This window comes from Saccharopolyspora sp. NPDC045941 (genome assembly GCF_056431445.1).
Genome location: NZ_JBWKKU010000034.1, coordinates 47,220 through 61,798 on the forward strand (window position 1 = coordinate 47,220; position 14,579 = coordinate 61,798).

General features: G+C 71.7%; 16 protein-coding genes. 11 read left to right on the forward strand and 5 right to left on the reverse strand.

The window, feature by feature from the left end; translation table 11 throughout:
• The first annotated feature begins 52 nt into the window (after positions 1-52).
• From AC07FN_RS25825 to phnE, 10 genes are all read left to right on the forward strand, one after another.
• Positions 53-1,291 carry an MFS transporter gene (locus AC07FN_RS25825; RefSeq protein WP_478397962.1) on the forward strand — a complete coding sequence of 413 codons (1,239 nt, stop codon included), beginning with the start codon at positions 53-55 and terminating at the stop codon, positions 1,289-1,291.
• Complete coding sequence (locus AC07FN_RS25830) at positions 1,288-2,280, forward strand: DMT family transporter (protein ID WP_478397963.1); 993 nt, start codon at positions 1,288-1,290, stop codon at positions 2,278-2,280. The genes AC07FN_RS25825 and AC07FN_RS25830 overlap by 4 nt, the downstream gene beginning before the upstream one ends.
• A gap of 6 nt (positions 2,281-2,286) precedes the next feature.
• Complete coding sequence (locus tag AC07FN_RS25835; protein ID WP_478397964.1) at positions 2,287-3,138, forward strand: bifunctional methylenetetrahydrofolate dehydrogenase/methenyltetrahydrofolate cyclohydrolase; 852 nt, start codon at positions 2,287-2,289, stop codon at positions 3,136-3,138.
• Positions 3,139-3,230: 92 nt separating this feature from the next.
• Positions 3,231-3,524 (forward strand): DUF3017 domain-containing protein, encoded by a 294-nt coding sequence (locus tag AC07FN_RS25840; RefSeq protein WP_452616965.1) that lies wholly within the window; start codon positions 3,231-3,233, stop codon positions 3,522-3,524.
• Between the two features lie 21 nt (positions 3,525-3,545).
• Positions 3,546-4,301 carry a GntR family transcriptional regulator gene (locus AC07FN_RS25845; protein WP_358498903.1) on the forward strand — a complete coding sequence of 252 codons (756 nt, stop codon included), beginning with the start codon at positions 3,546-3,548 and terminating at the stop codon, positions 4,299-4,301.
• A gap of 177 nt (positions 4,302-4,478) precedes the next feature.
• A complete protein-coding gene (locus AC07FN_RS25850; protein WP_478397965.1) occupies positions 4,479-5,597 on the forward strand; it encodes a TIGR03364 family FAD-dependent oxidoreductase in 1,119 nt (372 codons plus the stop codon).
• Positions 5,594-6,283 carry a phosphonatase-like hydrolase gene (locus tag AC07FN_RS25855; protein WP_478397966.1) on the forward strand — a complete coding sequence of 230 codons (690 nt, stop codon included), beginning with the start codon at positions 5,594-5,596 and terminating at the stop codon, positions 6,281-6,283. Before AC07FN_RS25850 ends, AC07FN_RS25855 begins: the two co-directional genes overlap by 4 nt.
• A complete protein-coding gene (locus AC07FN_RS25860; RefSeq protein WP_478397967.1) occupies positions 6,280-7,194 on the forward strand; it encodes a phosphate/phosphite/phosphonate ABC transporter substrate-binding protein in 915 nt (304 codons plus the stop codon). Before AC07FN_RS25855 ends, AC07FN_RS25860 begins: the two co-directional genes overlap by 4 nt.
• Positions 7,185-7,952 (forward strand): phosphonate ABC transporter ATP-binding protein, encoded by a 768-nt coding sequence (gene phnC / locus AC07FN_RS25865; protein ID WP_478397968.1) that lies wholly within the window; start codon positions 7,185-7,187, stop codon positions 7,950-7,952. Before AC07FN_RS25860 ends, phnC begins: the two co-directional genes overlap by 10 nt.
• A gap of 5 nt (positions 7,953-7,957) precedes the next feature.
• Positions 7,958-9,712 (forward strand): phosphonate ABC transporter, permease protein PhnE, encoded by a 1,755-nt coding sequence (phnE, locus tag AC07FN_RS25870; RefSeq protein ID WP_478397969.1) that lies wholly within the window; start codon positions 7,958-7,960, stop codon positions 9,710-9,712.
• 184 nt (positions 9,713-9,896) lie between these two features.
• Here phnE and AC07FN_RS25875 read toward each other — a convergent pair whose 3' ends face one another.
• Together AC07FN_RS25875 and AC07FN_RS25880 are read right to left on the reverse strand one after the other, a co-directional pair.
• Positions 9,897-10,733, reverse strand: coding sequence for a DUF4253 domain-containing protein (locus AC07FN_RS25875; RefSeq protein ID WP_452616971.1), 837 nt, complete (start codon positions 10,731-10,733; stop codon positions 9,897-9,899).
• A 91-nt stretch (positions 10,734-10,824) separates the two neighbouring features.
• Complete coding sequence (locus tag AC07FN_RS25880; protein ID WP_478397970.1) at positions 10,825-11,874, reverse strand: medium chain dehydrogenase/reductase family protein; 1,050 nt, start codon at positions 11,872-11,874, stop codon at positions 10,825-10,827.
• An 89-nt stretch (positions 11,875-11,963) separates the two neighbouring features.
• Here AC07FN_RS25880 and AC07FN_RS25885 point away from each other — a divergent pair, with 89 nt between their 5' ends.
• The gene (locus AC07FN_RS25885) at positions 11,964-12,644 is read left to right on the forward strand and encodes a TetR/AcrR family transcriptional regulator (RefSeq protein WP_478397971.1); all 681 of its coding nucleotides are present in this window, start codon (positions 11,964-11,966) and stop codon (positions 12,642-12,644) included.
• Positions 12,645-12,759: 115 nt separating this feature from the next.
• Here the strand turns inward: AC07FN_RS25885 and AC07FN_RS25890 are convergent, their stop codons facing one another.
• The 3 genes from AC07FN_RS25890 to AC07FN_RS25900 all read right to left on the reverse strand — a co-directional run bounded on the left by AC07FN_RS25890 (position 12,760) and on the right by AC07FN_RS25900 (position 14,441).
• The gene (locus AC07FN_RS25890) at positions 12,760-12,960 is read right to left on the reverse strand and encodes a DUF1918 domain-containing protein (RefSeq protein ID WP_358582926.1); all 201 of its coding nucleotides are present in this window, start codon (positions 12,958-12,960) and stop codon (positions 12,760-12,762) included.
• A gap of 83 nt (positions 12,961-13,043) precedes the next feature.
• Positions 13,044-13,472 (reverse strand): hypothetical protein, encoded by a 429-nt coding sequence (locus AC07FN_RS25895; RefSeq protein WP_452616974.1) that lies wholly within the window; start codon positions 13,470-13,472, stop codon positions 13,044-13,046.
• Positions 13,473-13,610: 138 nt separating this feature from the next.
• Entirely contained in the window at positions 13,611-14,441 is an 831-nt protein-coding gene (locus AC07FN_RS25900; protein WP_478397972.1) for a metal-dependent hydrolase, read from the reverse strand.
• Between the last annotated feature and the right edge of the window lie 138 nt (positions 14,442-14,579).

Sequence of the window (14,579 nt, forward strand, 5' to 3'; positions counted from 1 at the left end):
GTCGACGAAATTCGGTAGCGGCACGGGCGTGCCAGAAGTCAGAGTGAGGCACGTGCTTCGTCCCTACCGACTTCTGGCGGCGGTTCCGCATGCGTCGAGCCTGATGGGCTTCAGCCTGCTGGGACGCCTGCACATGCCGGCGCTGGCGATGGTGCTGGCCTTCCTCGTCGTCGACTGGACCGGTTCGTACGCCATCGGCGGCGTCATCGGGATGATGGTGACGCTCGGCCAGGCCATCGCCGGACCGCTGCGCGGCCGGGCCGCCGACCGCAGCTCGGCGCCGAAGCTGCTGGTCGTGACCGGTCTGGGCTCCGGTCTGGGGATGGTGGCGCTGGTGCTGGTGACCCGCTGGGCGGATCCGGCGCAGTGGTGGCTGATCCTGCCCGTGGCGGTGTTCACCGGGCTGTCGCACCCGCCGATCACCCAGATCGGCCGGGCGATCTGGCCGCGGCTGACCGATGGCCCGGCGCGGGAGGCGGCCTTCGCGGTGGAGGCGACGCTGCAGGAGCTGCTCTTCGTCGTCGCGCCGATGCTGGCGACCTTCGTGGTGGCGATCTGGGGCGCGGTCGTCGCGATGCTGGCCTGCGCGGCTTGGGCGGCTCTCGGATCGATCATCTTCGCCGCGTCCTTGCTGCGCGCCGGGCTGCGCGAGGCGCCCGCGGAGAGCGCGAGCGGCGCTCGCGGGGCGGGGTCGCTGTTCCGGGTGCGCGGCTTCACGTCGCTGCTGCTGTTCTACGCCACGCTGGTGGGCGGCCTGATCTCGATCGACCTGGTGCTCGTCGGCTGGGCCCGGGAGCGCGGTGCGCCGGAGCTCGCGGGGCTGCTGGCCATGGTGTGGGCCGTCGGCTCGCTGACCGGTGGCCTTGTGTCGGGCGGCTTCGCGGCGCGCCCGAGGCTCTGGCTGCGGGTTCTGCTGGCCGCGCTGGGGATGGCCGCGCTGGTGCCGGTGCTGCCGCCGATCGCCGATCCGGGCTCGCCGTGGCTGGTCGGCGCGATCCTGCTGATCGGCGGCACGGCGATCGCGCCGACGCTGGCCGCCGGGAACGGGCGGATCGCGGACCTGGCGCCGGCCGAGCGGCGCAGCGAGGCGTTCGGCTGGCTGACCAGCGCCACCACGCTGGGCGGGGCGATCGCCTCGCCCATGGCGGGTTGGATGCTCGACCTCTCCGGGCCGGCGCTGGCCGCCGCGGGGGCGGCCGGGCTGGCCTTCGTGGGCTTCGGCTTTGTCGCACATCACAGCGCCCGGGCGTCGCGCGCGCCGCGGGAGAGGGAGCAGACTGCGGTTACGTGACTGTTTCTGCGCTGCGACACCAAGAAGAGCGGCCGAAGACCCGGGAACGGATCCTCGGCATGGCCGGTGCGGCCGGGGTCGGGGTGCTGCTCGCGATCCAGGCGCGGATCAACGGCGCGCTCGGCTTGCGGATGGACGACGGCATCGCGGCCGGGCTGGTCTCGTTTTTCGGCGGTTTCGTCGTGCTCCTGGCCGCCACCTTCGCGTTCCCGCAGGCCAGGCGTGGCTGGCGGAACCTGCGCACCGAGCTGCGCCGGCCGGGCGGGCTGCGGCCGTGGCAGTGCCTCGGCGGCGTGTGCGGCGGATATCTGGTGTTCACCCAGGGCATGGCGGCGGCCGCGCTCGGCGTCGCGATGTTCACCGTCGCGGTGGTGGCCGGACAGGTCAGCAGCGGGCTCGTCGTCGACCGGCTCGGGCTGGGCCCCGCCGGTCCGCAGCACGTGACGCCCGCGCGGCTGTTGGGAGCGGGGCTCGCCGTGGTGGCGGTGGTGATCGCGGTGTCCGCGAAGCTGGGCAGCGGCGAGGCCAGCTGGCTGGTGTTGCTGCCCGCGCTGGCCGGGATCGGGCTCGGCTGGCAGGCGGCGGTGAACGGCCGGATGAAGCAGGCGGCCGACTCGGCGGTGTTCGCTTCCATGTTCAACTTCGGCATCGGGATGACCGCCCTCGCGGTGGCCTTCGTGGTCGAGGTGGCGTTGCGCGGCCTCCCGCACTTCCCGGCGGAGCCGTGGCTCTACACCGGGGGTTTCCTGGGGATCTTCGTGATCGGCGGCTCGGTGGCGCTGGTGCGCTTCACCGGCGTGCTGGTGCTCAGCCTCGGCATGATCGCCGGGCAGCTGGTCGGCGCGCTGCTGCTCGACGTGTTCGCCCCGGCCGCCGGGACGGGCATCCCGGCGTCCACTGTGCTCGGCGTGCTGCTCACGCTGGTCGCCGTCGGCGTGGCGGCATTGCCGGACCGGCCGGGACGCGCCGGGCGCCGTCTGCCACGATGAACAGCCGTGAGCGCGACGATTCTGGACGGCAAGGCCACCAAGGACGCGATTTTCGACGAGCTGCGGCCGCGGGTCGCCCGGCTCATCGAGCAGGGGCACGCCCCCGGGCTGGCCACGGTGCTGGTCGGCGATGACCCGGGTTCGCAGTCTTACGTGCGCGCCAAGCACAACGACTGCGCCAAGGTCGGCATCAAGTCGATCCGCAAGGACCTGCCCGCCGACGTCAGCCAGGCCGACGTCGAGGCGGTGCTGGACGAACTCAACGCCGACCCGGACTGCACCGGCTACATCGTGCAGCTGCCGCTGCCCAAGCACCTCGACGCGGGCCCGCTGCTGGAGCGCATCGCGCCGGAGAAGGACGCGGACGGGCTGCACCCGATCAGCCTGGGGCGCCTGGTGCTCGGCGAGGAGGCGCCGCTGCCGTGCACGCCGCGCGGCATCATCGAGCTGCTGCGCCGCTACGACGTGCCGTTGAACGGCGCGCAGGTCGCCGTCGTCGGCCGCGGGATCACGGTCGGCCGCCCGATCGGTCTGCTGCTCACCCGGCGCAGCGAGAACGCCACCGTCACGCTGTGCCACACCGGCACGAGGGACCTCGCCGAGGAGGTGCGCCGCGCGGACATCGTCATCGCGGCGGCCGGCAAGCCGCACCTGATCACGGCCGACATGGTGAAGCCGGGCGCGGCGGTGCTGGACGTCGGCGTGAGCCGCACCGACGCCGGGCTGGCCGGGGACGTGCACCCGGACGTCGTGCATGTCGCCGGTTTCGTGTCGCCCAACCCGGGCGGGGTGGGGCCGATGACCCGCGCGATGCTGCTGACCAACGTCGTCGAGGCCGCGGAGCGCAACGCCGGCTGATCCGGGCCGCAATTTCAATGGAAATCGAAGATCCGATTTCCATTGAAATTGCGGGGTTCGGCCGCAGACGGCACGACGATGGGAGGAACGGCGTGAGCGAACGGTTCGACGGCAGGTCGCGCCTGTCGGTGCACGTGCCGTTCGGCCTGGTGCTGCTGATCGGGCTGATCGGGCTGCTGCTGGTCTCGCTGGGGCACTGGCGGAAGGGTCCGGTGCTGCTCGGCGTCGCGCTGCTGCTCGCGGCGACGATGCGCGCCGTGATCCCGCCGGAGCGGACGGGGCTGCTGACGATCCGCAGCCGGGCCGTGGACGTCCTCGTCTACAGCGGGTTCGGCTTGGTGATCATCGCAGTGGCGATGACCATCAAGGGCGGACTGCTGGGCTGAGCACCCGTAGGGTTCCCCGTCGTGCGCATCGATCACCGGGCGGATGAGCCGGTTCGTTCCGGAATCCCGGAACACGGCCGGATTCCGCGCTACTACGCGGCGAAGATCGAGCTGCTCGAACTGGTCGAGGAGCTCGGAGAGGGAGCCGCGCTGCCCGCGGAGCGCGAGCTCGCGGAGCGGTGCGGCGTCTCGCGGGTGACGTTGCGGCAGGCCGTCACCGAGTTGGTGCTCGAAGGCCGGCTGATCCGCCGGCAGGGCAGCCGGACCGTCGTGGCGCCGCCGAAGATCGTGCAGCCGCTGGCGCTGGCCAGCTACACCGAGGGCGTCCGGGCGCAGGGCAAGGAGCCCGGCCGGACGGTGATCACCGTCGAGTCGCGGTCGGCGGATCCGCGCCTGGCAGCGGATCTCGGATTGGCGCCGGGGGCCGAGGTGGTGCACCTGGAGCGGGTGCTGATGGCTGATGGCGAGCGCGTCGGGCTGGAGTCGAGCTACCTGCCGAAGCAGCGCTTTCCGGAGTTGCTGGGGGAGTTCGACCCGACCGGTTCGCTGTACGCGTTCCTGCAGGAGAAGCTGGGCGTGCGGTTCGGCGAGGCCGAGGAGCGCATCGAGACGGTGCTCGCGACGCCGCGCGAGGCGCTGCTGATCGGCACCAACCCGGCGACGCCGATGATCCTGCTGCACCGGTGCTCGTGGACCCCGGACGGCGAGCCGATCGAGCGGGTCCGCTCCCTGTTCCGCGGCGACCGCTTCAGCCTCGTCACCCGCCTCCGCGACTGACACAAAGTGCTCACGGGTCCTGACCAGGCCGAACCTCTCTTCCGGGCTGCTCCACTCCGGGCCGCTGGAGCAAGTTTGATAACAAACAGATAACTGATCTAGTCCTTCTGGTGGTGTTCACCTGGGGTTCGCCGCGCCTGCACTGGCTATTCGTCGTCGGCCGTGAGTGTTTGCGCCGTGCGAGTTCTGATTGTTGGCGGCGGCGTGCTGGGCACCATGCACGCGCTGCGGGCCCTGGAGCGGGGCCATGAAGTGGTGCACCTGGAGCGGGAGGCCGAGGCCCGCGGTGCCTCGGTCCGGAACTTCGGGCTGATCTGGGTCAGCGGCCGGGAAGCCGGCCCGGACCTGGCGGTCGCGATGCGTGCCCGCCAGGACTGGGAGCGCATCGCCGCGGACGTGCCGGAGCTCGGCTTCCGCGGCAACGGCTCGCTGACCGTGCTCCGCACGCCGGCCGAACTGACGGTGGCGGAGGAGTTCGTCGCCCGCCCGGACGCCGCCGAGCGCGGCACGAAGCTGCTCGACGCGGCCGAGGCGAGGACGCGGAACCCGGTGCTGCGCGGCGAGATGCTGGCCGCCCTGTGGTGCGAGCAGGACGGTGCCGTCGAGTCGCGTACCGCGCAGCCCGCGCTGCGCGCGCACCTCGCCAAGACCGGCCGTTACTCCTGGCTGCCCGGTCGTGAGGTTCGCGACGTCGGCGAGGGCTGGGCGCGGGACGACACCGGCGAGCGGCACGAAGCCGACGTCGTGGTCCTCTGCACCGGCGCGGCCCTCAGCGGTCTGGTCCGGGAATTGCGGCCGGAGCTGCCGGTTCGCCGGGTCCGGCTGCAGATGATGCAGACCGATCCGCTCGGCGAAACCCTGACGACCTCGATCGCCGACGGCGACAGCATGCGCTACTACCCCGGCTACCGCGGGGCGGCGCTCGACGCGCTCAACGCCGCCGAGCCGCAGCCGCAGGTGGCCGCGGACAACGGCATGCAGCTGCTGATGGTGCAACGAGGCCACGGTGGACTGACCATCGGTGACACCCACGAGTACGACGCGCCGTTCGCGTTCGACGTTCACGAAGATCCCTACGAGCACCTCGAGCAGCGCGCCGAGGAGCTGCTCGGCCGCCCGCTGCCGCGAATCGCGCGCCGCTGGGCCGGGGTTTACGCGCAGACCGCGGACAAGTCGCGCGTCGTGCACCGCGAGCAGGTGCTCCCCGGCGTCTGGCTGGTGACCGGACCCGGCGGGCGCGGCATGACCTGTTCCCCGGCGATCGCCGCCGACACCTGGCAGGAGATCGACGCATGATCAAGCTGGTAGTGCTGGACATGGCCGGCACGACGGTGGCTGACGACGGCCTGGTCGAGCGGGCGTTCACGCAGGCGATCGGCGAGGTCGGCGTCGCCGAGGACGACGCCGCGTTCCCGGGCATGCTCGACTACGTCCGCCGCACCATGGGCGAATCGAAGATCACTGTCTTCGGGCATCTGCTGGGCGGCGACGAAGACCTCGCGCAACGGGCGAACCAGGCCTTCGAGCGGGCGTACGCCGAACGCGTCGCGGGCGGCGACTGCCGGGAGATCGACGGTGCCGGGGCGGCGATCCGGCGACTGCGCGACAACGGCATCAAGGTCGCCCTGACCACCGGTTTCTCCGAGACGACGCAGCGCCAGATCCTCGACGCGCTGGGCTGGGCCGGGCTGACCGACCTGACCCTGACCCCGGCGCAGGCCGGCCGCGGCCGGCCGTACCCCGACATGGTGCTCACCGCCCTGCTGCGGCTGGGCATCGACGACGTGCGCGAGGTCGCCACCGTCGGCGACACCGCGTACGACGTGCGTTCCGGCCTGCGCGCCGGGGCGTCGATCGCCGCGGGCGTGCTCACCGGCGCGCACGACCGCGCCGCGTTCACCGAGGCCGGTGCCACCCACGTCCTCGAATCCGTCCGCGACCTCCCCGAACTCGTACTGCCAGCAAAGGAAGATCTGCCGTGAAACGCATCAGCCGACTGGCCGTCGGACTCGCCGCGCTGGGCCTGCTCTCGGCGTGCGGGCCGAGCGCGGCCGAGCAGGGCGGCGAGTCCGACGAGCTCGTGTTCGCCGCCATCCCGTCCGAGGAATCGGCCAGCCTGCAGCAGGACTTCCAGCCGGTGCTGGACCTGCTGGCCAAGGAGACCGGAAAGAAGATCACCTTCCAGAAGGCCACCGACTACGCCGCGATCATCGAGGGCCAGCGCGCCGGGAAGATCGACATCGCGAAGTACGGCCCGTTCTCCTACGTGCTGGCCAAGAAGCAGGGCGTGCCCGCGAACGCGGTCGCCGGCCAGGTGGAGGCGAAGGGCGAGCAGCCCGGCTACCGCTCTTACGCGATCACCCGCCCGGGCAGCGGCATCACGTCGCTGGCCGACTTCCGCGGCAAGAAGGTCTGCTTCGTCGACCCGACCTCGACCTCCGGCTACCTGTACCCGAAGGCGGGCCTGCTGCAGGCGGGCATCAACCCGGACACCGACGTGCAGCCGGTCTTCGCCGGCGGCCACGACGCCTCCGCGATCGCCGTCGCCAAGGGCGACTGCGACGCCGGGTTCGCCTACGACAGCATGGTCGACCGGCAGCTCGTCGAGAAGGGCCAGCTGCAGCCCGGCCAGCTGACCGCGGTGTGGAAGTCGGTGGTGATCCCCGGCGACCCGGTCGCCATCTCCGACGACCTGGACCCGGCGCTGAAGGAGAAGATCACCGCCGCGCTGCGGGACAAGGCCAACAGCGATTACCTGCGCGCCAACGGGTTCTGCACCGGGGAGTGCGAGATCGGCGACGTCGACGGGTACGGGTTCGCCCCGGTCGACGACGCCTTCTACGACGGCATCCGCGAGGTCTGCGACGTGACCAGGGACAAGCAATGCCAGTGATCGCCTTCGACCGGGTCGGCAAGTCCTTCGGCAGCGTTCGGGCGCTGGACGAGGTGTCGCTCGACGTGGAGCGGGGCGAGGTAGTGGTTCTGCTCGGGCTTTCCGGATCGGGCAAGTCCACCCTGCTGCGCCACGTGGACGGGCTTCAGCGCGCGACGTCCGGAAGCGTCCGCGTGCTTGGTGAGGATGTAGGTTCGCTGCGCGGATCCGGCCTGCGAGCGCTGCGCCGCCGGGTCGGGTTCGTGTTCCAGCAGTTCCACCTCGTCGGCTCGCTGACGGTGCTGGAGAACGTGTGCACGGGCGCGCTGGGCAGCCTGCGCGGCCCGCGGCTCGGACTCTTCGCCTACCCGAAGCGGATCCGCTACGCCGCGATGGAACAGCTGGAGCGGGTCGGCCTCACCGACCAGGCGCTGCAGCGCGCGGACACCCTCTCCGGCGGGCAGCAGCAGCGTGTCGCGGTGGCGCGGGCGTTGCTGCAGAAGCCGGAGGTCCTGCTCGCGGACGAGCCGGTCGCGTCGCTGGACCCGGACTCGGCGGCGCAGGTGATGAACCTGATCGCGGAGATCGGCCGGGAGGACGGGCTCACCGTGCTCTGCAGCCTGCACCAGGTCGACCTGGCGTTGAGCTGGGGGCACCGGATCGTCGGGCTGCGCTCCGGGAGCGTCGTGCTGGACACCCCGGTCGACGGGTTGAGCCGGGACGCGGCGATGGGTATCTACGCCAAGGTCGGATCGGCCGAGCTCGCGACGACGGGGTGAATTCCGTGACCACGACAGCAGAAGCGCCGGCCCGCCGGCCCGGGTCGGCGGGCCGGCCCCGGACGCTGGCCCGGCCCCGCCCGGAGGGCGCGGCGGCGGCACTGGTCGTGCTCGCCCTGCTGGGCGCCGCGATCTGGGCGTTCAGCGACCTGCGGCTGAACCTGGCGACCATTGTGGACGGATTCGGCAACGCGGCGGACTTCGCGGCCCGCACGCTGCCGCTGGACTTCCCGCCGATCGGCGAACTGCTCGGCCTGGCTGGGCAGACGCTGGCGATCGTGGTCTGCGCGACGCTGGTCGCGTCGCTGATCAGCGTGCCGGTGGCGGTGCTGGCGGCGCGCAACACCACGCTCGGCGGCGCCGGCCGGTTCGGCGCGCGCGTGGTGATCGTGGTGGCCCGCGCGGTCCCGGACGTGGTGCTGGCGATCGTGTTCTTCCGGATGTTCGGCTTCGGCGGGCTGACCGGTGTGCTCGCCATGGGCCTGCACTCGGTCGGCATGATCGGCAAGCTGTACGCGGACGCCATCGAGCAGGTCGACGAGGGGCCGCGCACCGCGATCCGCGCGGCCGGCGGCACCCGGTTGCAGGAGCTGGTCAGCGGTGTCCTGCCGCAGGTGCTGCCGTCGTTCGTGGCGACCTCGCTGCACCGGCTGGACATCAACCTGCGGGTGTCGGTGGTGCTCGGCTTCGTCGGCGTCGGCGGGCTCGGGCAGGCGATCGCGGATTCGCTGCGCACCCTCGACTACCAGCGCGGGATGGCGTTGGCGTCGGTGGTGTTCCTGCTGTGCGTGCTGGTCGAGATCGTGTCCGGTTCGATCCGCCAGGCGTTGCTGGGCGTGCGCGAGGAGCGCGGCCGGAAGCCCGGCGTGCTCGCGGCGCTGACCGGGCGGAAGCTCGGCGCGCAGGTGCCGGTTCAGCGGGGCGCGGGGCTCGTGAGCGGCGATGCCGGTTCTTACCGGAACGAGCGCTCACGACCGGCCATCAGTCCTCAGTGGACGGCGGCTCGGCTGCGGCGCACCGGCTACTGGCTGCTGACCGCCCTGATCGTGGCCGCGTCGATCTGGGGCGCCGACATCTCGTTCGCCCAGTTCGAGCGCGCGATCACCAACTTCGGCCCGACGCTGGCGCTGTTCTGGCCGCCGGAAACCGGTGGCATCCTCGGCGAGCTGCTGGCCGAGCTGCTGGTGACCGTCCAGATCGCGCTGGCCGCGACGCTGATCGGTGCGGTGCTGGCGCTGCCGATCGGCGTGCTGGCGGCGGCGAACGTGGCGCCGAGCCCGGCGGTGGCGAAGTTCTTCCGCGGTGTGGTGCTCGCGGTTCGCGGGGTGCCGGAGCTGGTGCTGGCCATCGTGTTCGTGGTGATCACCGGCCTGGGCGCGGTCGCAGGCGCGTTCGCGCTGGGCGTCGGATCGGTGGGACTGCTGGGGAAGCTCGTCGCGGATTCGCTGGAGGAGGTGGATCGCGGTCGCGAGCAGGCGCTGCGCGCGACCGGGGCGAACCGGCTGCAGGTGTTCTTCGCGGCGACGGTTCCGCAGGCGGCTCCGGCGTTCGTGGCGCACGTCCTGTACCAGCTGGACACGAACCTGCGCTCGGCGACGCTGCTGGGACTGGTCGGCGCGGGCGGCATCGGCTACTACCTGCTGAACGCCTCGCGGGTCCTGGAATTCGGCGTGGTCACAACGGTTCTGCTGCTCACCTTCGCGGTGGTCATGCTCGTCGAACTGCTGGCCCTCTGGCTCCGCAAGGTCCTCCACGCCTGAGTGTTCCCCGGACGGGTGTTGGTCCGCAATTTCAATGGAAATCGGACCTTCGATTTCCATTGAAATTGCGGCGGAACACGGCACCGGAACCGATTCTCGCAGGTCAACGCCCGTGAGTGTGTTGGGTTGCTGTAGCGCCCCAAAGCACTCACGGGCCTCTAGTGGGTGAGGCGGGGCGTCGGGCTCACTCCCACCAGAAGGACCAGGTGCGGCGGCCGCGGATCTCCTGGGCGTAGGCCTCGATGGTGCCCGTCTCCTGCAGGATCCGGTCCGGGCAGAAGGTCCAGTGCTCCGCCGCGACGGCTGCGGCGTGGTCCGCGTCCTGCGGCGGCGCCGCCACGCTCAGGTCCAGCCGGTCCGGGCCGAGGCGCAGCAGCCGCGCCCCGAACCGCTCCTCCCAGCTGCGGGCCATCGCCGAGAGCCCGGCCGTGCGCGACACGTGGTTCGCCGCGCCGGACCAGCCCAGCGCCGTCAGCACGTCCGCGCCGCGCCGCACCGGGATGAGCGCGAGCCGGGTGTCGGCGTCGATGAAGCGCGGCAGCTGCTGGTTGGCCAGGACGTCCGGATCCGCCAGCAGGTTCCCGCCCCGCGCCGGCCCCGGGCAGTTGTAGTCGAACGGCGCCAGCACTTCCAGGTCGTACGCCGGGCCGAGCTCGTCGTCGGCCTGCACCAGGCCGTCCCAGATCCGGGCCATCACGTCGACCACCCGCCAGCGGTCGATGTGCTCCAGCGGTTCCGGCGGCACGACGCCGACCGTGCACCGTTCCCCGTAGACCTCGTCGCTGTCGCACAGCAGCAGCGGCAACAGCCCGGTGATGCGGTGCTCGGCTCGAAGGGCGGCGACGAGCTGCGGCGCCGGGGCGTCGTCGCTGATCCAGCACAGCGGCTCGGGGTTGTCGGTGAGGGTGGTCTGCTCGGTCAGGACCTCGCCGGGCGGTAGCGGGACGGAAACTCCTGCACCGGTGCCGAAAACCGCGGACAGGTCGGCAGGAGCCCCCGCTTGCCGGTCGTCTCGCAACACTTCACCGCCTCCTAGGCAAACGCCCCTCGTCGCGGACCACCTTAGAGCCTGGCCTCGACCCGTTTCGCGTGGCGTGCGCAGCCCGCGGCCGTCAAGCCCCGGCGGGATCCGGGGAAAGTCCCGGGATCAGCAGGATCCGGCCGGTCCGGTTGCCCGAGATGTGCAGGTCGAGCGCGCGTGCCGCGGATTCCAGCGGCAGCCGCTCGGCGACCAGCGGCCGCAACTGTCCACTGGCGACCATTCGGAACAACCCGGCCAGGTCCGTCCGGAACTGCGCGTTCGGCCTGATGTAGTACATCCGGGCGCGCCGGCCGCCGGTGCGCCCGAGCAGCCGCGCCAGCTCCCACCGGGCGAGCCGCCGGGTCAGGGCCAGGTAGGGGCGCCACCACGGCCCGTCGTCGTGCAGCGTCGCCGAGCTGCCGTAGGCGTGCAGCGAGCCACCCGGCGCGAGGAGTCGCCAGGACCGGTCCAGGCTCTCCGGGCCGAGCGGGTCGAAGATGGCGTCCACGCCGCCGGGCGCGAGCTCGGCCACGCGGGCGTCGACGTCATCGGTGCGGTGGTCGATGAGCTCGATGCCGATGCCCTGCAGCGCTTCGTGCCGGCTCGCGGACGCCGTCCCGATCACCCGCGCGCCGGCGGCGACGCCGAGCTTCGCCAGCAGGACGCCGACGCCACCGCCGACGCCGTGCACCAGCACTGTCTGTCCACTTCGGATCTTCGCGGCGCGGTGCAGCATCTGCCAGGCCGTGACGCCGTTGACGATCATCGCGGCCGCGTCGCCGGCCTCGACCCCGTCCGGCACGGAAACCAGTTCGTCGTCCTGGATTTCGGCGTACTCGGCCCACGCGCCGGTGCGCGGCATGGCCGCGACCCGCTGGCCCGGCCGCCACCCGGTGACCGCCGAGCCGACCGCTACGACCTCGCCGACCAGGTCGTAGCCGGGCACGAACGGGAACTTCGGCTGGGCCGGGTAGCGCCCGCGCAGCATCTGCACCTCGGCGAAGGACACCCCGGTGGCTTCGACCCGGACCAGCACGCCGTGCGGTCCCGGCGCGGGCGGCGCGCTGCGCCGCGTGGTGACGACTTCGGCCCCGCCGAGGCCGGTGAGCACGATCTCGGTTCCGGTGGTGGGGATGGTCATGACGCCTCCATGTAACAGGCTCGTTTGATTGTTAGAAGCTATAACGTGACTATGAGCCTGTTACGGTGTGGGTGTCAAGGGGAGGGGACATGGACGCAGCGCCGCGCAGCCCGCGGGAGCGGTTCCGGGAGCAGATCCGCAACGAGGCCAAGCGGGTCGCGCTCGACCAGCTCGCCGAATCGGGGCCGGCGGGGATCTCGGTGAACGCGATCGCGAAGCGGATGGGCATCACCGGCCCCGCGCTGTACCGGTACTTCGACAGCCGGGACGCGCTGCTGACCGATCTGGTCGTGGACGCCTACAACGACCTCGGCGATGCGATGGAAGCCGCGGCGCAAGCGCACGCCGGTCAGGAACCCGCGCCGAGGTTCCGCGAACTCGGCGCCCGGTTCAGGTCCTGGGCGCTCGCGCAGCCGCACCGGTACCTGCTGCTGTTCGGCACGCCGGTGCCGGGTTTCCAGGCCCCGGAACTCACCATCGGCCTCGCCGACCGGGCCTTCCGGCCCGTCCTCGACGTCGTCGCCGACCTGGCTCCCGGCGGACTGCCCGCGGAGCGCACCGCGTTCGACCGGCAGCTCACCGCCTGGCGCGAGCGGCGCGGCGGATCATCGCTCCCGCCGGCCGTCCTGCAGCGCGCGCTGCTGGCCTGGTCGCGGATGCACGGCTTGATCAGCCTCGAAGTGGAGGGGCAGTTCGGCGCGATGCTCGTCGACCCGGAGCCGCTGTTCCGGGCGGAGCTGGAATCGGTGCTCGACCAGCCCTGGCAGTGAGGCGGCTCCTCGGGGGTGCCTCGCTGGGGGAGAGGTCTTGAGCTGCGAGGCGACGCCCTGAGGAGCCGCGCGACTCGGACGGATCCGCCGTCCTGCGAGGCGGAGCGGCCGAGAGTCAGTCCCCTTCGCGGGGACGGGGAGTCTCGATCGAGCAATCGCCGCCCGGGAAGACCAGGCCCTCGTGGCCGTCCTTGAACCGAACCTTGTACGGCGGGGCGCCGTCCTCGCCGCGGACCTCCAGGATCTCGGCGACCTGGTCGGCCTCGTCGACGTGCCTGCTGTGCACGTGCAGTCGATCACCAACGGCTGCTTTCATCACCCATCACCTCCGCGGTCCCAGACTAAGTGACCGGGGCCACACCGCGCATCGGGTGCGCCGCGGAGGTGCGGGCGGCCGCCTCAGTTGCCGATCTGCGAGCAGGTGGTGGTCACCTGCTGGTACCGCTCCAGCTGGGCGGTGGTCCACTCCGCGCTCGACTCCAGCGTGATCTCGCCGGAGGCGACGCGCTGCACGGACTGCTCGACCTCGAGGAGGTTCTGGCGCAGCGTCTGGTCGGGCGTCTGCTCGGCCAGCTTGCGCAGTTCCTCGGCCTTCGCCTCCGCGTCGGCCTTCGCCTGTTGCGGGTCGGCGAAGTTGGGCATGAAGCTCGCGACGTTGATCGCCTGCGCGCAGGCGGAAACCGCATCCAGGTTCTGCTGCGCCTGCTGGATCTGCTCGTCGGCGTTCTGCAGGCCCTGCTGAACCTCCTGAACCTGGCCGCACGCGGCGAGGCCGGTCAGCAGCGGCAGCGACAGGGCTGCCGCCACGAACCTCTTTCGAGCTCGCATCTTCCCTCCGGGGCTTCGGGCGGCGCCGAAGTGGTGCCGCTCTTGTACCCTATCGACCCCGGAACGAGCGATGGGCGAAATGTCGCATCCAGCGGGCCCGAGATCGGCTAAATCCCGTGGATTCGGGAGCGGAACCGATCAGGATGGGGAGATCCAGGCCATGACCTCGGGCGGCAGGTCGAGCTGGGCGATCCACGGGGCCGCGCCGATCCGGTAGAGGACGATGGCGCTCAGCACCACTGCGGCGATCGTCAGGCCCGGGCCGACGAGCACCATCTCCACCTTGCCGCCGGTGCGCATCCGCATCGCCTTCGGCGGCGCCACCGGGTACCAGGTCTTGCCGCTCAGCGGCACCGGCCAGAGCATCGGGCAGCCCTGCTCGGTGATCGCGTCGCCGATGAAGTGCGCGATGCAGCCGATCATCACCGCCACCCCGAAGGCCGCGGCGTTGGTGGGCTGGTCGCCGGCCCAGGCCCAGCAAGCGAGGGTGAGCACCACCGAGGCCACCGTGATCATCAGCGCGTCCTTGCTGGACGACCAGGTGTGCAGGAGCCCGCGGACCGCGAGCCCCGCGAAGAAGAACATCAGCACGCCGAGCGCGGTGCCCTGGCTGGTCTGCACGATGGCCGTGGTGATCAGCCCGGCGAGCACGGCGAAGACGACGGTGTGGGTGAAGCCGCGGTGGGTGCCCTCCCGGTTGCTGTCGTGCTTGGTGCGGGTCAGCCGGTAGATGAAGCCGCTGAAGCCGCTGATCCCGGCCGACGCGCCGCGCGAGACGGCGCCGAAGGTGCTGGCCACCGTCGACTTCGGGTGATCGATGTCGGGCAGCAGCGCGGCCCCGGCGGACAGCGTGGCCCCGACCACCCAGGTCTTCGGGGATAATTGCCCCAGCGCGTGAGTGTCGGCCAGGGCGGTCACTGCCGCCCAAGCGGCCACCCCGCTCATCGCGTGCGTCGGTCCGGTCGCCACGGCCCCTCCAAGATCGCTCGTCGGGTGTCGAGCGTAGAAGAAGATCACGACACCTGGTCGCGGTCGGGAACAGTGGCGCAACGCGCGTCCGCCGGGGTGGTGGCGGACGACGGGGGCAAGGCACAATCGAAGCCGATA